The sequence below is a fragment of the Faecalimonas umbilicata genome (assembly GCF_004346095.1).
Lineage (GTDB): Bacteria > Bacillota > Clostridia > Lachnospirales > Lachnospiraceae > Faecalimonas > Faecalimonas umbilicata.
The window spans coordinates 24,200-43,320 of the sequence record NZ_SLZV01000028.1; the positions used below are offsets into that span (position 1 = coordinate 24,200).

Below are 19,121 nucleotides of genomic sequence, written 5' to 3' on the forward strand. Positions count from 1 at the left end.
GGTCATATTTTTGGCACAACAAGACAAGTTTATCGATTTAAACGCATACAAAACAAAAAAGAAAATTCCTTTCAATGTCGGAATCATCATTTTTGGAATCATTTTCTTTTATCTGATTGTTACAATTATTCTGTACCTAACTTCCCCTCATATTACTTCCTATGAAGTAAGAGAAGGAAGCATTTTGAATGATTATGAATATACGGGGCTTGCGATTCGTGAAGAAATGATCGTGGAGTCTGAAGGAGACGGCTACATCAATTATTATACTTCTGAAGGGAGTAAGGTATCCGCAGCTTCCAATGTATATACATTGAGCAATGAAAAGATGGAACACACAGAGGCATCTGGAGATGCCGCAGCTGTGGAACTCTCTGAAGGAGATCTGAACCAGATTGTATTAAAGACACAGAAATTTAATGAAACATTTCAGGATGAACAGTTTCATAACACTTACAATCTCCGCACAAATATCGACAGTGTGATGCTTGGGATCCAAAATCAAACTCGCATCAACGAACTGGATTCCATTATCGCTTCCGGAAATTCTGCCGGATTAAGATTATGCGCATCACCAAGAGACGGTATTATCATATACTCTGTAGATGGGCTGGAAGGCATTACAAAAGATACGCTTACATCAGATTTACTCAATAAAACAGATTATCAGAAGACAGAACTGCTGAACAATCAAAAGATTACTGCGGGTTCTCCTGCCTATAAGCTTGTGACAAGTGAGAAATGGTCTGTGGCCATCGAAATAGATAAAGAGTTCTCAGCAGAACTCTCTGAGATGAACTCTGTCAAAGTTCGTTTTCTAAAGGACGATGAATATCTGTGGGCCAATGTCAGTGTCGTAAGTAAGGATGACCATTATTATGGTATTCTTTCCTTTAACAATTCGATGGTGCGTTACGCAGAAGAGCGTTATCTGGATCTTGAATTGATTCTGGAAGATGAAACCGGATTGAAGATTCCTAAAACGGCTAAAGTAGAAAAGGAGTTCTTTTTGGTGCCGGAGGAATATGTAACCGTCGGCGGCAACAGCAAAGAAGCAGGTGTCATCAGGAAAAAACGCAATGGATCTACAGAATTTGTAAAAGCAACTGTCTATGCACAAAAAGATGGAAAAAGCTATATCGCCTCTGAAGAATTGAAAAAGGGCGATACACTGCTGTGTGAGGACAGCAATGATACAATGGCATTGAACGAAAAAGGAACTTTAGAAGGGGTTTACAATATTAACCGTGGATATGCTGTCTTTCGGCAGATTAATATTCTTGCAGAAAGTGAAGAATATTATATTGTAGAAGAAAATACGTCGTATGGGTTGACAAATTATGATCGCATTGCGCTGGATGGCAAAGGAATAAAAGAGGACGAAGTTGTGTTCCGGTAAGCCCCGGAGCACATTCGTAATAAATCAAATGATAAAACAGCAAAGACGAGGAGTGAAGAATATGCTGGAAAAAAATTTGAAATCTATACAGGACAAGGTGAAAGATGCCTGCAAAAGAAGTGGCAGACATCCGGAAGATGTTACATTGATTGCAGTGAGCAAAACGAAGCCGGTTTCGATGCTGCAGGAAATTTATGACCTTGGTATCCGGCAGTTCGGCGAGAACAAAGTACAGGAACTCACTGACAAATATGAAAAACTTCCAAAAGATATTTCATGGCATATGATCGGCCATCTTCAAAGAAATAAAGTTAAGTATCTGATTGGAAAAACAACACTGATTCATTCCGTTGATTCTCTTAGACTTGCAGAAGCAATCGAGGCAGAAGCAGCAAAAAAGAACTGTTTGGTGGATGTCTTGATTGAAGTTAATGTCGCCGGTGAAGAGAGCAAGTTTGGCATTTCGCCAGAAGAAGTGCTTCCATTGGTCGAACAAATCGCCCGTTTTCGTCATATAAAGATTAAAGGCTTGATGACGATTGCTCCATTTGTCGAAAATCCAGAAGAAAATCGTATACATTTTGCCAATTTAAGAAAATTATCTGTTGACATTGCGGCAAAAAACATTGATAATGTTAGTATGCGTATTCTTTCAATGGGTATGACAAATGACTATGAAGTCGCGATAGAAGAAGGTGCCACCATGGTTCGTGTCGGCACTGGTATTTTTGGTGAAAGAAACTATAATATAACAAACGAATGATAGGAGTGTAACTATGGGAGTATTTGACAAGTTTTTGGACATTATGAAACTGAGTGACGAAGATGATTATGAGGATGATTTCTTCGATGATGAAGTAGATGAATATCCGGAAAAGACAAGCAAAAATCCATTTAAAAAAGAAAAAGAAGAGTATGATGATTTTGATATGCAGGAAAAGTCAAAAAGCACTTCAAAATCTACAAATAAAGTAACTCCAATGCGTCCAAGTGGACAGAGAAGAGCGCCAGGAATGGAAGTATGTGTGATTCGTCCGACATCTGTTGATGATGCACGCGCAATTACAGAATCTCTTTTAAGCGGACGTACTGTTATCCTGAATTTAGAGGGACTTGATCTGGAGGTTGCACAGAGAATTATCGACTTTATTTCCGGTGCAGCATTTGCGATCAATGGAAATCTTCAGAAGATATCTACTTACATCTTCCTCGTAACACCTACCAATGTAGATATTTCCGGAGATTTACAGGATTTGCTGAATACTTCTTTTGACATGCCGTCCATCAACACAAGATTCTAGGAGTACTATGCAAAAAGAAGAAGAATTATTAAGAAAAAGACTGATTGAGTTATCAAAGATTGCATATCATCGCAATTTTATTACTTACACAGATTTTCTAAATCTTAATGAACTGAATATTTTACATACGTTGCCAAAAGATACTCTGTACACTCCGTACAGAACTTTTGGCGGCTATGCTTCTTCAGAGCGTCAGATTGCAGCATTTCTTCCTGATGCTCTTTGTTTACGTTCAGAAATAGAAGATCTTGCATATCCGATGGGAATTATCCATATCCTGCCGCGCAGTCAAAAGTTCTCCGAGCAGCTATCTCACAGAGATTATTTGGGAGCACTTCTGAGTCTTGGAATTGAGCGTTCAAAAATCGGAGATATTATCGTAGAAGAGCAAGGTGCGTTTGTATTTGTCTCAGACAAACTTTTATCCTATGTGTGTAAAGAAATGACACAGATACGTCGGACTCAGGTGATTGTCTGTGAAGAATCTTTTTCTGCGTTTCACTATACACAAAAGTATGAAAAAATTACAGGTACAGTAGCTTCCGTAAGACTGGATACCCTTCTTTCTCTTGCATTTTCATCTTCAAGAAGCCGCCTCAGTCCATTGATCGAGGCTGGGAAGGTGTTTGTCAATGGTAAACTTATTTCATCTAATGGATATAATGTGAAAGAAGATGATGTGATCTCTGTTCGCGGCTATGGTAAGTTCATCTATCGAAAAGTAATTTCCCAGACAAAAAAGGGGAGGCTTCTCGTGGAAATTCACAAATTGATTTAAAGGAGAAACGATAGAGTATGAAAAAGAAACGATTTCTATGGTATTTAGGTGGTTTAGTTGCACTGGTTTTTGGAATTGTACTTGACCAGTGGACAAAGTTTCTTGCGACCACATACCTGAAAGGAAAAGAAGATATTGTTCTGATCAAAAATGTATTTTGTCTGCATTATCTGGAAAACAGAGGAGCGGCATTTGGAATTTTTCAAGGACAGAAAACATTCTTTATTATTACCACCTTACTGTTACTTTCCGCAGCACTTTACTTTTATATCCGATTGCCGTATACAAAGCGTTTTGCTGCGTTTCGCATCTGCACAGTTCTTGTGGCGGCTGGTGGAATCGGAAATATGATCGATAGACTCTGCAACAATTATGTGACAGATTTTTTCTATTTTGAATTGATTGATTTTCCAGTTTTCAATGTCGCAGATATTTATGTAGTTTTGGCAATGTGTCTGTTCTGCTATCTGGCGTTTTTCTATTTTAAAGAGGAAGATTATCAATATTTTACCTTCCGTGGGAAAAAGTCAGTGCAGGATCCAGAAGAACAGGAGTAAATTATGGAAGAAAGACGATATACCGCAGAGAAAAATGATCTGATGCGAATTGATAAATTTTTATCCGAAAAACTTCCAGATCTTTCTCGCTCTTATCTCCAAAAGCTGATCAAAGAAAAAGAAGTTCTTGTAAATGGGCAACCGGTAAAAGCAAACTATAAGCTTTCTTTGGAGGATCATATTTCAGTGACGATTCCAGAATTGAAAGAACCTGATATTCTTCCAGAACAGATTCCGCTTGATATTCTCTATGAAGATGAAGATATCCTTGTTGTGAATAAACCAAAAGGAATGGTCGTTCATCCTTCTGCAGGACATTATAGTGGAACTTTAGTCAATGCACTGATGTTTCATTGCAAAGATCAACTCTCTGGCATCAATGGCGTAATGCGCCCGGGAATTGTGCATCGTATTGACATGGATACAACTGGTTCTCTGATCGTCTGCAAAAATGATTTTGCACATCAGTCTCTGGCTGAGCAGTTAAAAGACCATACGATTACAAGGAAATATCATGCAATTGTTCATGGAGTGTTAAAGGAGGACAATGGTACTATTGATGCTCCCATCGGCAGACATCCTGTTGAACGAAAGAAAATGAGTGTAAACTATAAGAATGGGAAGCATGCTGTCACGCACTATCGGGTATTAAAGCGTTTTGAAAAATTTACATATGTAGAATGTCAGTTGGAGACGGGAAGAACACACCAGATTCGGGTACACATGGCAAGTATTCGTCATCCTCTTCTTGGAGATGCTGTCTATGGTCCGGCAAAATCTCCAATGAAGCTTCAAGGGCAGACACTTCATGCAAAAATTCTCGGCATTATCCACCCACGTACCAGTCAGTATATGGAATTTAATGCAGAATTGCCAGATTATTTCAAACACCTTCTGGAAATTTTGTAAAGTTGTGTACATTTCATCAGATTTGATGTATAATATGTTATATATCAAATCTGATTCTCAGATGGATTTACATAAAGGAGCGTGACAGTTATGACAAAAACAAACACAATTATTACAATCGGAAGACAGTTTGGAAGCGGTGGACATGAAATCGGGACAAAGCTTGCAGAATATTACGGAATTAAACTGTATGACAAAGAGATGCTCGCAGTTGCAGCAAAAGAGAGCGGTATCTGCAAAGAACTCTTTGAATCACAAGACGAAAAGCCTACAAATAGCTTCCTCTACTCCTTGGTGATGGATACTTACTCTATGGGCTATCCTGCCGGTGGATATTCGGATATGCCGCTGAATCATAAAGTTTTTCTTGCTCAGTTTGATGCAATTAAAAAAATTGCAGATGAAGGACCTTGTGTGTTGGTCGGACGCTGTGCAGACTATGCATTGGAAGAGTATGATAATTGTGTGAATGTGTTTATTCATGCAGATTTGAATGCCCGGATCAGGCGTGTCGCAAGGCTTTATGATCTGACAGATGCAAAGGCGAAAGACATGATCTTAAAAACAGATAAGAAACGTGCAAACTATTATAATTACTATTCTAATAAAAAATGGTCTGATGTAGACAGCTATGATTTATGTATTTCCAGTTCCGATCTTGGAGTAGACGGCGCTGTTGAAGTAATCAAATCTTATATTGCAACAAAAGAAGCATTGACGAAGGCTCCTCAGTTATAGAAGAGCCATCTGATTTTAGTTGATTGAAAAAGAGGCAGGACTTGTACAACACAAGATTCTGCCTCTTTCTATTTTATATACGTTTATTCGGATGAAAATTAACGTTTTTGTAATGTTCTTTCCGGCCATCCATTGATCTTTCCATTTAAAATTGCAGTAAACATACGCTCTTTTGCTCCTGGATGTTCTTGATTTAACTGCCTTACAAGTTCTTTGGCATATTGCCTCTTTGTATGTCCATCTACCGGACACTTACTTTTGACTACAGGAAGATCATATTTATTCTTAAATCCAATCACATCCATCTCGTCGACAAACATCATTGGTCGAATCACAGTCAGATCCATCCGGTCAAGATAAGTCTTTGGAGAGAATGAATGAAAACGTCCTTCAAAAATAAGGGAGAGTAGCATAGTTTCAATAATGTCATCTTTATGATGTGCGTATGCAACTTTATTGCATCCCATATCTTTGACAGCATCGTTTAAGGCACCTTTTCGCATCTTTGCACAGAGAGAACATGGGTTTGATTCTTTTCGTTCCTCAAAAAGGATGTGAGCAATATCCGTCCGGACAATCTTATAAGGTACCTCAAGCTGGGCACAAAGTTTTTCGATTGGCTCCAGATGAAATTCCTCATATCCGAGATCTACAGTAATTGCACTCAATTCAAATTTTTTAGGATAAAATCGTTTCAATCCATGAAGTGCATATAGGAGTGTCAGACTGTCTTTCCCTCCAGAGATACCAACTGCAATATGGTCTCCCTCTTCAATCATTTGATACTCATCCACGGCTTTTCTCGTATAACTTAGCAGCTGCTGTAATTTCATATGTATATTCCTTTCTCGTTATTCTCTATCGATTCATTCAATATCTTATCTGATTTCCTTTTTCCTGACAAGAGAAAACTTGATTATTTTAAAAAAAGAAGCTAATATAAAAGGAAATAGTCATAAAAATTGGAGGGAAAAATATATGAAATTTATAGTACAGCGTGTATTAGAATCATCTGTTTCTGTTGATGGAGAAACAATTGGAAAAATTGGAAAAGGATATATGGTGTTGATTGGTGTCGGCAATGAAGATACAAAAGAGATTGCAGATAAAATGATCAAAAAAATGGTTGGTCTTCGGATTTTTGAGGATGAGAACGGTAAGACAAATCTTTCTCTTGCAGATGTAAAAGGATCTCTTTTGCTGATTTCTCAGTTTACACTCTATGCCAACTGTCGGAAAGGAAACCGTCCAAGTTTTATTGAAGCCGGAGCACCGGACAAAGCAGAGCAGTTGTATGAATATATTATTTCAGAATGCCAGAAACAAGTCCCGATAGTAGAACGAGGAAAATTTGGCGCTGATATGAAAGTTCAGCTAATCAATGATGGACCATTTACAATCATACTTGATTCAGAAAAATTATAAAGCAGAAGAGGAACACAGGGCATTGCACCGTTATTGATACAGTAACTGTGGCGATGCCCATTGCTTTCCTAAGTGGTTCAGCAAAAGGAGAGTAGGGCTCTCTATAACTGTAGAGTACTATTCTTCCCGCAATTTTACTGCAGAAGCTGCTTGCCTGCGCCTGCTTTCATCGATTGCTGCATAATGTTTCTTTGTTGTATTGACATCTTTATGCCCTAGAACATCAGCTACGAGATAAATATCACCGGTTTCTTTATATAAAGAGGTACCGTAAGTGCTTCGAAGTTTATGAGGTGTAATCTTTTTATTTGGTGTCACTTGCTTTGCATATTTTTTGACCATATTTTCCACTGCCTGTACCCCCATTCGCTTTCGCTGGGTAGAGAGGAAGAGGGCATTTTCATGATCTGGCAGGGGAGTAATATTTTTTCTTGTCAGTTCCAGGTAATCTCTAAGAGCTTTTTCGACTTCCCTTCCAAAATAGACAACCATTTCGTTTCCACCTTTTCTTGTAACTTTGACCCCATTATTTTTGAAATCAACATCATTGATATCCAGCCCAACACATTCTGAAATACGGATTCCTGTTCCGAGCAGGAGAGTAATGATCGCTAGATCCCGATATTTTGTTTTTTCATAATAAACTTTCTTTTGTCCTGTCAGCTGACTTCCGCATGTTTCTATATAATCAAGCAGAATTGCGACTTCATCAGTATCCAAACGTACGATCGCTTTTTCGTGGAGTTTTGGCATGTCTACGAGCAATGTCGGATTTTTCTCAATTGCCTGTCGTTTAAAGAAATATCCGTAGAAGCTTCTGAGTGCAGACATTTTTCTCGCAAGCCCTTGTTCGCTGTTTGTGATCTGTTTGTTTTCAGAAGATTCGTATACTTTCAGATATTCTAAATATTCTTCAATATCTACTGAACTTAACTGATCGAGATCTTCAAGGGTGAATTGTGTTGTGGAGCGATCGCGATACAGAGGATTGCATTCCACCAAAAAGTAGAAAAATGTTCGGATGTCATAAGCATAAGAAATTCTTGTTTTTGCAGAAGTTGTTGGCTCCATTGCGCGAAAATAATCTTTTGCAAAGGCAGGAAGTGTTGTCAGAATTTCCCTCAGCCGTAAAGTATCTTCAATAAAAGTCTGTTCGTGATAAGTTTTTATATCTTTTGCCATAGAAAAGTACCTCCTTAAAATAGTTACGAATTAACCTGATTTTGTAGGTAATTATAGCATAAGTAGACTTTTTAGTCTATATCTTTTGGAAAAATCGGTATTTGTCGTATAGATTAACTTCTCTTTTAGAAAGGCAGTTTTCTGCCTTTCAGTAGATTTTTAATGTTTTGAAAAGAATCTCTCTCACATTACTTCCGGTACAGAATCATAATAAATGATTAATAGATAATCTCCCGCACATAAATCATTCAGCCACATCCCATTTAATTTCTTTACTTCCTTAATGTATCTGGCAATTGTCTTTCTGTCAGAATCTTTTGCATAAGTGTCTGCAAGACTCTGTAAAGTGTCACCTTTCTGAATCTGAATACTTTTATAATACTTCCCAACAACAGGTTCTTCAGATGCATTTCCATGTGCATTGGTAAACAAAATGCTGCCAACTGCACTGATATAAAATGCTGCTAAAATTGAAAAAAGAGAAACAATACATCTCCTTCTCATCGCTCGTTGTTTCCTGATCTTCACTGCATATGCTCTGTGCTTACTCATCTCTCCCACTTCCTCTTTCTGAAATCATAACGCTGTCTATTCGCTTTTTCGAACAAATGTTGCGAACAAATGTTCTTTATGCAGATTATATAACACGAACAAACGTTTGTCAATAAGGTGAACATACTTTCTAAACATTTGTTTGCTTTTTCCTTTTTCATATGATAAAATAATTGCAGAATACAAAAGGGAGGCTTTTTTATGCCACTAGGAAAGATCAGTAAAAAACAAGAAGAAATTTTAGAGTATATTAAATCGGAATTATTATCAAAAGGATATCCACCGGCAGTCCGTGAGATCTGCGAAGCAGTCCATTTGAAATCTACCTCTTCTGTTCACTCTCATCTGGAGACATTGGAGAAAAATGGTTATATTCGCCGAGACCCTACAAAACCGCGTGCAATCGAGATCATGGATGATACGTTTAATCTTACACGAAGAGAAGTCGTGAATGTGCCTGTTATCGGTCGTGTTGCTGCCGGAGCACCAATTCTTGCAGAAGAGAATATTGAAAATTATTTTCCAATCCCGATGGAATTTATGCCAAATGAAAAAACATTCCTTCTTTCTGTCAAAGGAGAAAGTATGATCAATGCGGGAATTTTAGATGGAGATTATGTACTTATTAAACAGCAATCAAATGCTGAGAATGGAGATATGGTTGTTGCACTCGTTGAGGATGGCGCAACGGTAAAGCGATTTTTTAAAGAAGAAGGCGTTTATCGACTTCAGCCGGAGAATGATTTTATGGATCCGATCATTGTAGAAAGTGTAGAAATTCTCGGAAAAGTAATCGGTGTATTCCGGTTTATGAAATAATGTAAAATACTTCTGTCACACATTTTGATGGGGAAGAATAAAACCACTTTCGGATTTGTCCTTCCCCACTCCTATCAATTTTTTGTTCTTACATCTGTCAGCCTATTGTACCTGCACAATTTATTTATCCGGACATAACTGTCCAAGATAGGCAAGACTTGGCTTTACTTGTCTTTTCATTCCATGTTTTCTGTCTACCTGTATCAGCCCAAATGTCATTGTGTATCCTCTATGCCATTCAAAATTATCTAAAAGACTCCAATAGAAATATCCTTTCACCGGAATATCGTCGGCAATACAGGAAGCAACACCGTCAGTTGCTTTTTCGATAAAAGCAATCCGTCGTGTATCATCTGCTGTGGCAATCCCATTTTCCGTCACATATAAATCACCATGAAATTGTTTAGAAACCGCTCGAATCACATGTTCTAATGCCTCTGGATAGTATTCATAATTCATTTGTGTCAGCTCAGCATGTTCCGGCGCTGGAACGATTCCGTCAGCCCTTATTCTTGAACGGCTGTAATTTTGTACCCCAAGGAAATTATCTTGTTCGATATAAGGAAGATAATGCGTAAATTCCTTCTCCCACTCTGCTTTTGCACGCTCTTCTCCTCCTGGTTGTGGCTGGATATCATGAAGCGAAAGCGTTAATCCTGTTTTTATCTCCGGATAAAGTTCTTTAATGATATGTACCGCCTTCTGATGCGCCTTCATGACAATGAAATCTCCCTGTTCTGTACGGCTGCTGCAAAATGTCTGAGGGGTTGCAGTATAAAAGACTCTTTCATTTTCTTCAGCTCCAAGGCGTTCGTTTTCTTCCATCTTTTCAGAATCCATTCCTAACTGCACCTGCTGCCCTTCTTCTTTCCTTCGACTGGTATTTGCTTTTTCCTGTCTCTTTTGCCGTTCCATAATAGCTGCGATTTGAAGCCCCATATTTGCCTCGTTGATCGTACAGACATACTTAATCTCATTGCCAAGCTTTTTCATCACATATTCGACATACTCCGCAAAATATTGTATGACATCCTCTGACTCCCAACCACCTTTTTGGATCACCCAAAGCGGGCTGGAAAAATGATGAAGAGTAACGAAAGGTTCCAGTCCCTTTTCCCTACAGCAGCGAATAACATTGCGGTAATGTTCAATCTCTGTTTCCACGAATTTCCCTTGTTCCGGCTCAATGCGCGCCCATTCAATACTAAACCGATAGGCATTCAATCCAGCATCTGCCATATATTCTATGTCTTCTTGATACCGATTGTAATGGTCAACCGCATCTAAACTTGGTTCTTGAAAAATAGAATATTTCAACTGCTCCTGTGCCCAGCAATCGCTGTAAATGTTATTTCCCTCTACTTGATGTGCAGCCGTCGCAGCACCGACAAAAAATCCTTTTTGAAATTTTCCCATAAGAAGTCCTCCTGATCATTTGCTTTTCTATGTCCTTATTATATCATGCGTATTGTACAGTGTCTTCATTATATGATATCCATCTAAGAAAACAGATCGATTGTCATTACAATAGTAATTATGATATTGTTGATTCTCTTAAAAATTGCATCTGTCCATATTCCTATTAAAATATTTTTTGGTCATTTAGATTTCTTTTTCATTTTGAGAGAAAAACTATAACTCCAAATAGGAATATGCAGTCTGCCCATTTGTTCGATAAACAATGAATTGTCCATATTATCATCAAAAGTAAATATTCTTTTTTCGTCTATGTAAACCCGAAAAGCTCCGCTCTTTTTATACACACCCTTTGTGATATCTGCAAAATAATACTTTCTTACGCGGCCAAATGTAGAACGATACGTAATTTCCATATCGTTTACTTCTACTTTCCATAAGCCGATATTAAAAGCTGCAATCGCCATCACTATAGAAACAAGCAGCAGAAACAGGATCGCCCATAAAGCTTCCTCTATAACAATACTATAAATCAATAAACCTGTACTGCATATTGCAAAAAAAGTAAACAGCCAACTCAGATAGATTTCCGAACGGATAACATAATGAGACAACGGTTCTCTTCCAATTTGGACTTGATTTCTGGCTTTTTTCATGAGATTCCTTTCTCCTGTAGGTTTTAAAGTTACTTTTTTAATCGTCTAATTGAATTCCACAAGCTCCAACCCGGTTTCCAGTTGGAATCCTTCTGCCCACTCTTTATCACGATAAAAAACAATCCCTTCCTGATATCCGTCGCTGGTAAAGAATAACTGTTTTTCATTTCCATATCCTTTAATAATCTTATTCAATTCATTTGCAACATTTACATCAAACCAGTCATCATACACTTCTGCTTCCAATGTAAATTGCCGGTGTTTCCATTCAAAACTAACTGTTCTTTTTCCTGTTCCTTCTTCCCAGTTTACCTGGCGGGTGTCCTCCTGTATATTTTTGAAATCAAGTTCTTCTTCATCCAGTGACGAAACACCTATTAGAAAGTCGGTATACATTTTCTCTACATTGAAGAATTCCACATCAAAGGTGTACACACCGTTTGCATAAGGAGTCCATGTCATGTTTTCGTAATCGTACTCCCCCTGCCCCAGTACAATCAGCAGTGTCGCAGCTTTATTTAATTCCACTTCCGGCGGCATTGCTCTATAGTCCTGTTCCAGATCGTCTATCATTTGATCAGTCGTTCCCTTTATATCATATTTATCAAAAATTTCAGCAAGCTCTTTATAAGTCTTTTGCATAGCTTCTCCTCCTAATGAATTACTTTTTAGACTGTATCCAGTTAAGGACAGCAATGCAGATACAACTAATGTCAAAATCCTTTTCATAATCATAGATTACCTTTCTTTTTATCACATCTACTTTCCTTATAGCAGACCTTTTGGCTAGTTTTCCAAATTTTCAAAATTATCAAATCTTCAAGTAATCTTAAAAATTTTTTATTATTAAATATAGTATCATTTTGCTGCTTATTTTTTACTTCATCGCTAAAACTTCATGTTGTAGTCATCCTCATTCCTACATATGATAAATAATAATGTTACAGCCTTTCTTTGTTTATAATTTATAGTAGTATTATATATTGTTAGGCGATTTTTGTATATATTTTTCCGAAAACACGAGGCAAAAAATAAAAACTAATAGAGGATATTATCCCCTAATCTCATCAATGATATTTTCTCTTCCCATCTTCCAAGCCGGGAACATTACTGCTGCCACCGCAATCACAACATTCAATACCATAATTCCAATCAAAAGCAGATTTGGAACATTGGAAGTTAAAAAACAACCGCTTTTCTTCTGCTAGTTTTTCTTCTCTGCTCTTAATTTTACGTTGCTTTTTATATTGTTCGCGCTGTAGATTTAGAGCCTGCTAAGATTTTGTTCCAATACCCTTGGCAGACATTTGCTTATGAATTTCTTTCTGACGTTTCTTCGGATTTTTAACTTCTTCTTTCACAACAGTTTCTATTGCCGGACTAAAATGTAAGCTGTTATAGTATTTTAAAACATACTCATAAATCTCACAGTCCTTTGGTTCAGCTCCAAATGTTACTTTCGAAACCGAAAGTTTTCCGTCTTCAATTTGCTCAAAAACGCCTACCCCAAATGGTTCTTCAAAAAATACTGTCAGTTTCCCTATCCTTGTACTCATGACAATCCCTCCTTAATGATTGACATAAGCAAAAAATGGACAACCCGGAGGGGAAGGTTACTTACCCTGATAAACAGGACGGCTGGGCTACCTACCAGCTCTGGCATATATCACTACATGCGTTGCGTTTTTATCTTTGCTTTTATATCGTAGTTCTAATTATAAAGAAATCATTCCACTCTGTAAATATACACGTCGCTTCCATTTTCCATCGTAGTATTCATTCAGAATTCTCGCTAATTCTTTTGGATTTTCTTCGTTTACAACATGTCCTGTTTTTTCTATCATACACAATGCCACATTTTCTTTATTTTCTGAAAAATAGTATACGGACTTTTTATTCGCACGATCCTTCTCTCCGCAAAATCCAATGCACAATTCATCGATATGATTCCACCTAACGAAAGATCAACCAGATGAATCTGTCCATCAATTCTGTTGCAATATTCAACAAACAAAGTATATAAGTTCTCATAGGTTGCATCTTGTCCATTTAGAATGGATCATAGATCCGGACACAAACTATCTTTCATGTAAGAAATTGTTTCCTGCCAGCTTATTGCTTTGCAGGAGACCTTTTCAGATTTCCTGCTCAATAAAACTATGAAAATTTAATTTCCTTATTTTAAAACATAATTACAATTCCTATTCGACAAGAACGATTATCATAGAACGATTGTATTTGTCCCCACTCATAATGATATTCGACGCCTGACATACTCTTTTTACTGGGAATGCCTAAGCATTTCCTTAAAAACCTATTATTTTCTTCTTGCAACTTTTCTAAGACTGTATCATTCATTGTCTCATATTTCGTAGAATACTTTTTGTCTGCTCGAACCAATTCAATCTTTTTTACTTTTCCATGTCTTCCATAGATTGTAACATAAAACTTCTTATAAAGCCATTTTAAAGGTTTCTTAGAAATCAATATTGTATAAGAATACTCTGTTTGAACAATCTTAAAATCAATTTCTTTAAATAGGGAAATACTTCCTTTGGGAGTAATTTTATATCCCCCTATTTTTAACATATCTTCCTTTAGCTCATCCTTTATTTGGATAATCTCCATACTTATTATAAAAACAACATAGCCTTCACACACTACAACGGCAACTATTTTTGCCCATAGTACATCTGGAACAAACATATTCCAAGCTATAAAAGGAAGCAAGGCTACTCCTACCGCAGTCACTAGTAGAAGCACTCTCCAAATATAATTTTTCTTTCTTTTTCCTTCATTGGTTAAATTTTCATCATAATAAAGATGACCTGGACCTGAAAAGTTAAATAGATATTCCTTAAAAAACGACACCATAGCCGCTCCCCAGGAAGATTTCTTTTGTTCCTTCATATTACACAATCTCCTCTGCTATATGGTTATTTTTTGTTTGACTTCTACATTAGCAATATTTGTTACTAACATTATACTTCATCAACCTAAAAAACAGAAGATTTTTTCTTGTTCATCTAAAGCAAAAAGCACCTGTCATTTTCAAAGCGAAAACAGCAAGTGCCTTATAGTTCCATATTCAATTTTAGGTACAAAAAAGTAGGAGCCTTTTCAGATTTCCTGCTTAGCACAGCTGTGAAGATTTGCAGGAACATCAAACGCAGATGTTCCGGAAACTCTGCCAGTTTCGATAAAATTTCCGTATAGATTCTTTCCGGCACACTACGGTCATGGTGGACATGCATTTGTCACTTCTTTAAAAGATACCAGTTCTATAGGTTTGCTGGGGTTCATCCGTTCCTTAGAAAAATGGAAGAGTTCCAAAAACCATACATTCGCATTCCAATTGATTTCAGGGGCCTGCAAAAATAGAATTTTTCTGCTCATTCTTATGACAGCAAATCCCATGCTTTTCTTCTTCCTGCAAAAAATGTTCCGATAGTTCCTGTTCAAACCGCTGTTCTTCCTCCATTGTCATGGTTTCAATATCAGACACTTGCTCAAAAGGTAGCATCATATGTGTCACCTCCTTAAGAGTTCAATAAGAGACATATTTTTTTGATGTCTTAACGCAATCTCTGATACCAACAAAGAACAAATCTTTAAATCGCTTTGAGTTCCCGATTATAATAAGCTATACCTGCAATTACAATAAGGGCTATACCTGATCCAATCATAATCCACTGCAAGGGAAGAATATCGGCCAAAGGGCCAAACATAGCCATACCAATCGGTAAAAAGCCAGCATACATCGTGCCAAGTAATCCAAATACACGCCCCTGCATAGAGGTGTCCGCTTTTTCTTGTAACATAGTGGTAATTGCTGTTTGCACCATTGTTAATGCGACTCCATAACATACCATTAGGCCAAGGTAAAAAATAAAATTCTTTGAAAAGCTCATTCCGATTGCAAAAGAGCCAAACGCAAAAAGTCCAACTGCCAAAGTTTTTCCTCGATGCTTAAAACCTCCCCATGTACTCATAATAATTCCACCTGCCATCATACCTGCGAACCCTACTACTTCCACTGCGGTAAGATACCAGTAAGTATCACCAAATACTCGCCGAACAAGAAGTCCTGCGAGATAGCCTGCTGGAACACAAAAAAAAGTAAATAGTCCGTAGATGATTAAAAGTTTTCCAATTAGTTTGTCTGCAAAAGCGTATTTGACACCAATTTTCATATCAGAAAAAACACTGACCTTCTCAATGGAAGTATTTTGTTTCGGAAGTGCCAAGCAGGACAATAGGCCCGTTCCCAAGACCGCCGTTACAATGTCTATCATAAGCGTCGTTCTCAATGTGCTGATTGCAAAAACTGCACCTGCTACCGCCGGAGCCGCAAAATTAACAATAGACTGCATTGTTACATTGATGCCGTTGTACCGCATAAGCTGATCTTCCGGGATAAGCTGTGGGATAACGGCATTGACCGCTGGAGTTTGTATTCCTGCCCCCAAGGAGCGTATGACCGACATAACAAGCAAACTGCCGAGCAAAGCAGGCTCCGATGAAATATGCGGAATTGCCAATACCATTACGAAAGTGACAAATGCAATCAACAGATCTGCGCCTATAATCAATTTTTTCCTGTGGTATCGGTCTGCCCATACGCCGCCTATAAATGAAATGAGAAATTGCGGCAGATAGGAACAGACTGTAAATGCAGCCACCCACACGCCGCTGGATGTTTGCATGGTTGCATACCAAACGAGCGCCATTTGAACAAGTGTAGAGCCAAAGAGTGTGATACATTGACTGGTTAAGAAAAGGAGTATTCTTTTCTGCCAGCCGGTGCGTTGCGTGTCATCCATGTTGTATATCCTCCTGTTTTTTAGGAGGGAGCACAAAGCGCTGCGTGGGATAGCCAAACTCTGTCAGCAATTCTTTTTCGGCAAAACCAAGTTGCAATAGCATATCTCGATGCCCTGTATCGGCCTTGTCCTGTTCTCGAAAGGTTGTCGTGCTGATTTCCTGCCCTGGAAGATATGTTTCCAATAAGGCATCCAAGAATAACTTTTGAAGTCCGCTATTTCGATATTGCGGATGTACGCCAAGAAATTCTATACTGCCCGAAGAATAGGTAAATGCCATCGCTCCAATGAGAATATCTCCATCCCTTAGCACAAGCGCACGCTTTTCGTCAATACTTTCTTCCAACTTAGCTAAGTAGTCATCTTCATCCATTACGGGATACCCATCAATAACAAGCCGCATTAAGTTCATCCAATCGACAATATCTTTCTTTTCTGCTAACCGAATATCCTGTATTGTAAATTCCATAGCCATCGTTCCTCGATGTAAAATGAACCGCAACTGCAAAGGATAAAAGTTCCGTTCTTCACGATACTCCGCAGGCGGCGATTTATACATGGCCTTAAAAGCTAATGAAAACGATTGCTGGCTCTCGTATCCACAGATAAAAGCAATTTCGATAATAGGTTTATCCGAAAAGACCAGAAGTTTTGCCGCCTCTGTAAGCTGGCGGCGTTGCACATAATCATGAATTGTCATTCCTACGGTTTTGGTAAATAGTCGGTGTAAGTGATATTTTGAATAGTGAACCGCCTCCGCAACCGTTTCTAATTCCAGCTTTCCGTCAAGATGACTTTCGATATAGTCAATGACTGCCTCTATGCTGATGACTGATTGATTGCCCATTTATGTTCCCTCCTTTCCATCAAGCATAATAACAAAATCAAAGAAGATTGTTTTAATAATTATTGCGAATTTTGAAAATCCTCTGTGAACTACTCAGTGATTGAATTGCCAAGCATCTAGTTCCTTTTATTATAGTTACCTGATTTATCAGATAGGTACCTATTGGAGCCTATTCCGTGATAGATCTTCGAAATAATATCCAGGTACTTAGGAAATAACATACCAGCAAGAGTATAAGAATGGATATAGTAATGGATACCATGTTGTGATATAACATAGTTGTAACAACTCGACCTAATGAGATATAATCTTAGGAGGAAACGAGGTATGTTACAAATGAGTCAATACTATGAACCAGAATTCAAGAAGAAGATAGTCCATCTTCATCTTAAAGAGGGAAGAACTCTCAAAGGTCTTGCTGAAGAATACGGTGTATCAAAAGCAAGCATTTCTATTTGGACCAAACAATTTCGTGAAGAATGCCAAACAAACGACGAAGCCCAAGCCGATTATGATTACATGAAGGAGAATCTTCAGCTCAAAAAGCAGCTTGCAGAACTCCAAAAGGAAAATGACTTCTTAAAAAAAGCAGCGGCATTCTTTGCGAAGGAAATCGATTAGAGGCTTATCGATTCATTCAGAAATACAACAAAGACTTTGGACTCAGATGGCTTCTCAGAAAGTTTAACATCTGTCCGAATGCTTATTACAATTATTTAAAAAATCGAAAAGCTGATTATCATCAACAGAAGGATAAAATCAAAGATTCTATTCGAGAAATCTATCATTCTCATGGCGGAATTGATGGATATAGAACCATACATGCGTATCTTATTCGCAAAGGATACGATATCAGCCGCTTAACGGTTCACAAATATATGAATACTGAAATGCAGTTGTTCTCAATATCAAGAAAAAAGAAACCAACGTATGAACATGGCGTCGCTCACAAAGTATACGAAAACAAACTGAATCAGAATTTTCGGGCAGATGAAATCAATCAAAAGTGGTGTACAGATTTTACGTATCTTTTCCTGACAGACGGCAGCAAGCGTTATAATTGCACGATCATAGACTTACATGACCGAAGCGTTATTGCAAGTATAACAGACAGAAACATAACCGCTGATTTAGCGAAAAGAACGCTAGAAAAAGCAATTCATTCTCAACCAGGAATTGACTTAAGCAAGCGCAAGCTTCTGGTGCATTCGGATCAGGGAAGCCAGTATACGTCAAAAGAGTTCACAGAATTTTGTGAGGATCTTGGAATCACTCAGAGCATGAGTAAAGCAGGCTATCCCTATGATAATGCTCCTATGGAAGATATTTCAATACCTTGAAAAATGATCTTATTTACCAGCATTATTATCGCACAGAGAAAGAACTCTACACAGCAATCGAAGAATTTGCGTATGTACAATATAATCATGTACGACCGCATTCTTACAATAACTACAAAACGCCTTACGAGGCACGCTACGGGGTTGTATGACTCCTGTGGCAGAAATTAGGTTGTGGTGTTACAAAAAAGCTTGACCACAACATAGAAAGTGAAAGTCAATAATTATCAGAGGTAACCTATGAACAATAGATATAATCGTCATAACAGACGAAAATACAGCCTAAAGGTTCTATTGCTGACGATGTTAAGCAAAAGATTTTTGATATAGCCAATACTCGTGGCTACGAAATAATTGCTATGGAAACAGACAAAGACCA

The 19,121-nt window shown here is 37.8% G+C and carries 20 protein-coding genes and 3 pseudogenes; 11 read left to right on the forward strand and 12 right to left on the reverse strand.

What is annotated here, in order from left to right:
* Window positions 1-10: 10 nt before the first annotated feature.
* The 7 genes from EDD74_RS12105 to EDD74_RS12135 all read left to right on the forward strand — a co-directional run bounded on the left by EDD74_RS12105 (window position 11) and on the right by EDD74_RS12135 (window position 5,682).
* Entirely contained in the window at window positions 11-1,399 is a 1,389-nt protein-coding gene (locus EDD74_RS12105) for a biotin/lipoyl attachment domain-containing protein (RefSeq protein WP_116442226.1), read from the forward strand.
* Between the two features lie 61 nt (window positions 1,400-1,460).
* Window positions 1,461-2,162, forward strand: a complete 702-nt coding sequence (locus EDD74_RS12110) for a YggS family pyridoxal phosphate-dependent enzyme (protein ID WP_008975718.1) — start codon at window positions 1,461-1,463, stop codon at window positions 2,160-2,162.
* A gap of 13 nt (window positions 2,163-2,175) precedes the next feature.
* The gene (locus EDD74_RS12115; protein ID WP_009261855.1) at window positions 2,176-2,700 is read left to right on the forward strand and encodes a cell division protein SepF; all 525 of its coding nucleotides are present in this window, start codon (window positions 2,176-2,178) and stop codon (window positions 2,698-2,700) included.
* Window positions 2,701-2,707: 7 nt separating this feature from the next.
* On the forward strand, window positions 2,708-3,478 hold the full coding sequence (locus tag EDD74_RS12120; protein WP_116442227.1) for a YlmH/Sll1252 family protein: 771 nt from the start codon (window positions 2,708-2,710) through the stop codon (window positions 3,476-3,478).
* Between the two features lie 17 nt (window positions 3,479-3,495).
* Window positions 3,496-4,035 carry a signal peptidase II gene (lspA, locus tag EDD74_RS12125; protein WP_008975714.1) on the forward strand — a complete coding sequence of 180 codons (540 nt, stop codon included), beginning with the start codon at window positions 3,496-3,498 and terminating at the stop codon, window positions 4,033-4,035.
* 3 nt (window positions 4,036-4,038) lie between these two features.
* Window positions 4,039-4,944 carry an RluA family pseudouridine synthase gene (locus tag EDD74_RS12130; protein ID WP_116442228.1) on the forward strand — a complete coding sequence of 302 codons (906 nt, stop codon included), beginning with the start codon at window positions 4,039-4,041 and terminating at the stop codon, window positions 4,942-4,944.
* 90 nt (window positions 4,945-5,034) lie between these two features.
* Window positions 5,035-5,682, forward strand: a complete 648-nt coding sequence (locus EDD74_RS12135) for a cytidylate kinase-like family protein (protein ID WP_008975712.1) — start codon at window positions 5,035-5,037, stop codon at window positions 5,680-5,682.
* A gap of 98 nt (window positions 5,683-5,780) precedes the next feature.
* Here the strand turns inward: EDD74_RS12135 and EDD74_RS12140 are convergent, their stop codons facing one another.
* Entirely contained in the window at window positions 5,781-6,515 is a 735-nt protein-coding gene (locus EDD74_RS12140; RefSeq protein ID WP_008975711.1) for a tRNA 2-thiocytidine(32) synthetase TtcA, read from the reverse strand.
* 145 nt (window positions 6,516-6,660) lie between these two features.
* Between EDD74_RS12140 and dtd the strand changes: the two genes are divergently transcribed.
* Window positions 6,661-7,107 (forward strand): D-aminoacyl-tRNA deacylase, encoded by a 447-nt coding sequence (dtd, locus tag EDD74_RS12145; RefSeq protein WP_008975710.1) that lies wholly within the window; start codon window positions 6,661-6,663, stop codon window positions 7,105-7,107.
* 117 nt (window positions 7,108-7,224) lie between these two features.
* Here dtd and EDD74_RS12150 read toward each other — a convergent pair whose 3' ends face one another.
* Both EDD74_RS12150 and EDD74_RS12155 read right to left on the reverse strand, forming a co-directional pair.
* Entirely contained in the window at window positions 7,225-8,289 is a 1,065-nt protein-coding gene (locus EDD74_RS12150) for a tyrosine-type recombinase/integrase (RefSeq protein ID WP_116442229.1), read from the reverse strand.
* A 183-nt stretch (window positions 8,290-8,472) separates the two neighbouring features.
* Window positions 8,473-8,841, reverse strand: a complete 369-nt coding sequence (locus EDD74_RS12155) for a hypothetical protein (protein ID WP_116442230.1) — start codon at window positions 8,839-8,841, stop codon at window positions 8,473-8,475.
* 201 nt (window positions 8,842-9,042) lie between these two features.
* Here EDD74_RS12155 and lexA point away from each other — a divergent pair, with 201 nt between their 5' ends.
* Entirely contained in the window at window positions 9,043-9,660 is a 618-nt protein-coding gene (lexA, locus tag EDD74_RS12160) for a transcriptional repressor LexA (RefSeq protein WP_008975707.1), read from the forward strand.
* Window positions 9,661-9,780: 120 nt separating this feature from the next.
* Here the strand turns inward: lexA and EDD74_RS12165 are convergent, their stop codons facing one another.
* The 9 genes and pseudogenes from EDD74_RS12165 to EDD74_RS12200 all read right to left on the reverse strand — a co-directional run bounded on the left by EDD74_RS12165 (window position 9,781) and on the right by EDD74_RS12200 (window position 17,402).
* Window positions 9,781-11,076, reverse strand: coding sequence for a glycoside hydrolase family 1 protein (locus EDD74_RS12165; protein ID WP_116442231.1), 1,296 nt, complete (start codon window positions 11,074-11,076; stop codon window positions 9,781-9,783).
* A gap of 182 nt (window positions 11,077-11,258) precedes the next feature.
* The gene (locus EDD74_RS12170; protein WP_116442232.1) at window positions 11,259-11,732 is read right to left on the reverse strand and encodes a DUF6560 family protein; all 474 of its coding nucleotides are present in this window, start codon (window positions 11,730-11,732) and stop codon (window positions 11,259-11,261) included.
* A 45-nt stretch (window positions 11,733-11,777) separates the two neighbouring features.
* Complete coding sequence (locus EDD74_RS12175) at window positions 11,778-12,374, reverse strand: hypothetical protein (RefSeq protein ID WP_242990186.1); 597 nt, start codon at window positions 12,372-12,374, stop codon at window positions 11,778-11,780.
* Window positions 12,375-12,916: 542 nt separating this feature from the next.
* Window positions 12,917-13,288, reverse strand: a pseudogene (locus EDD74_RS12180) (YjdF family protein); the annotation flags it as partial.
* 159 nt (window positions 13,289-13,447) lie between these two features.
* Window positions 13,448-13,576 (reverse strand): hypothetical protein, encoded by a 129-nt coding sequence (locus EDD74_RS15510; protein WP_278320675.1) that lies wholly within the window; start codon window positions 13,574-13,576, stop codon window positions 13,448-13,450.
* A 337-nt stretch (window positions 13,577-13,913) separates the two neighbouring features.
* Window positions 13,914-14,642, reverse strand: a complete 729-nt coding sequence (locus EDD74_RS12190) for a hypothetical protein (RefSeq protein ID WP_116442234.1) — start codon at window positions 14,640-14,642, stop codon at window positions 13,914-13,916.
* Window positions 14,643-15,093: 451 nt separating this feature from the next.
* A complete protein-coding gene (locus EDD74_RS15265) occupies window positions 15,094-15,258 on the reverse strand; it encodes a hypothetical protein (protein ID WP_008975701.1) in 165 nt (54 codons plus the stop codon).
* Between the two features lie 85 nt (window positions 15,259-15,343).
* Window positions 15,344-16,555: an MFS transporter gene (locus EDD74_RS12195; protein ID WP_116442236.1), complete on the reverse strand. Its 1,212-nt coding sequence runs from the start codon at window positions 16,553-16,555 to the stop codon at window positions 15,344-15,346.
* Window positions 16,548-17,402: a helix-turn-helix domain-containing protein gene (locus EDD74_RS12200; RefSeq protein WP_116442237.1), complete on the reverse strand. Its 855-nt coding sequence runs from the start codon at window positions 17,400-17,402 to the stop codon at window positions 16,548-16,550. The genes EDD74_RS12195 and EDD74_RS12200 overlap by 8 nt, the downstream gene beginning before the upstream one ends.
* Window positions 17,403-17,729: 327 nt before the next feature.
* Here EDD74_RS12200 and EDD74_RS12205 point away from each other — a divergent pair.
* A pseudogene (locus tag EDD74_RS12205) lies at window positions 17,730-18,894 on the forward strand (IS3 family transposase).
* A gap of 88 nt (window positions 18,895-18,982) precedes the next feature.
* Window positions 18,983-19,121 (forward strand): annotated as a pseudogene (locus EDD74_RS15750) (IS200/IS605 family transposase); the annotation flags it as partial.

What these genes read in the sequence shown, in the direction of transcription:
- EDD74_RS12110 (WP_008975718.1), top strand. Translation starts at nt 1,461, where the DNA reads ATGCTGGAAAAAAATTTGAAATCTATACAGGACAAGGTGAAAGATGCC.
- EDD74_RS12115 (WP_009261855.1), top strand. Translation starts at nt 2,176, where the DNA reads ATGGGAGTATTTGACAAGTTTTTGGACATTATGAAACTGAGTGACGAA.
- EDD74_RS12120 (WP_116442227.1), top strand. Translation starts at nt 2,708, where the DNA reads ATGCAAAAAGAAGAAGAATTATTAAGAAAAAGACTGATTGAGTTATCA.
- lspA (WP_008975714.1), top strand. Translation starts at nt 3,496, where the DNA reads ATGAAAAAGAAACGATTTCTATGGTATTTAGGTGGTTTAGTTGCACTG.
- EDD74_RS12130 (WP_116442228.1), top strand. Translation starts at nt 4,039, where the DNA reads ATGGAAGAAAGACGATATACCGCAGAGAAAAATGATCTGATGCGAATT.
- EDD74_RS12135 (WP_008975712.1), top strand. Translation starts at nt 5,035, where the DNA reads ATGACAAAAACAAACACAATTATTACAATCGGAAGACAGTTTGGAAGC.
- EDD74_RS12140 (WP_008975711.1), bottom strand. Translation starts at nt 6,515, where the DNA reads ATGAAATTACAGCAGCTGCTAAGTTATACGAGAAAAGCCGTGGATGAG.
- dtd (WP_008975710.1), top strand. Translation starts at nt 6,661, where the DNA reads ATGAAATTTATAGTACAGCGTGTATTAGAATCATCTGTTTCTGTTGAT.
- EDD74_RS12150 (WP_116442229.1), bottom strand. Translation starts at nt 8,289, where the DNA reads ATGGCAAAAGATATAAAAACTTATCACGAACAGACTTTTATTGAAGAT.
- EDD74_RS12155 (WP_116442230.1), bottom strand. Translation starts at nt 8,841, where the DNA reads ATGAGTAAGCACAGAGCATATGCAGTGAAGATCAGGAAACAACGAGCG.
- lexA (WP_008975707.1), top strand. Translation starts at nt 9,043, where the DNA reads ATGCCACTAGGAAAGATCAGTAAAAAACAAGAAGAAATTTTAGAGTAT.
- EDD74_RS12165 (WP_116442231.1), bottom strand. Translation starts at nt 11,076, where the DNA reads ATGGGAAAATTTCAAAAAGGATTTTTTGTCGGTGCTGCGACGGCTGCA.
- EDD74_RS12170 (WP_116442232.1), bottom strand. Translation starts at nt 11,732, where the DNA reads ATGAAAAAAGCCAGAAATCAAGTCCAAATTGGAAGAGAACCGTTGTCT.
- EDD74_RS12175 (WP_242990186.1), bottom strand. Translation starts at nt 12,374, where the DNA reads ATGCAAAAGACTTATAAAGAGCTTGCTGAAATTTTTGATAAATATGAT.
- EDD74_RS15510 (WP_278320675.1), bottom strand. Translation starts at nt 13,576, where the DNA reads ATGATAGAAAAAACAGGACATGTTGTAAACGAAGAAAATCCAAAAGAA.
- EDD74_RS12190 (WP_116442234.1), bottom strand. Translation starts at nt 14,642, where the DNA reads ATGAAGGAACAAAAGAAATCTTCCTGGGGAGCGGCTATGGTGTCGTTT.
- EDD74_RS15265 (WP_008975701.1), bottom strand. Translation starts at nt 15,258, where the DNA reads ATGATGCTACCTTTTGAGCAAGTGTCTGATATTGAAACCATGACAATG.
- EDD74_RS12195 (WP_116442236.1), bottom strand. Translation starts at nt 16,555, where the DNA reads ATGGATGACACGCAACGCACCGGCTGGCAGAAAAGAATACTCCTTTTC.
- EDD74_RS12200 (WP_116442237.1), bottom strand. Translation starts at nt 17,402, where the DNA reads ATGGGCAATCAATCAGTCATCAGCATAGAGGCAGTCATTGACTATATC.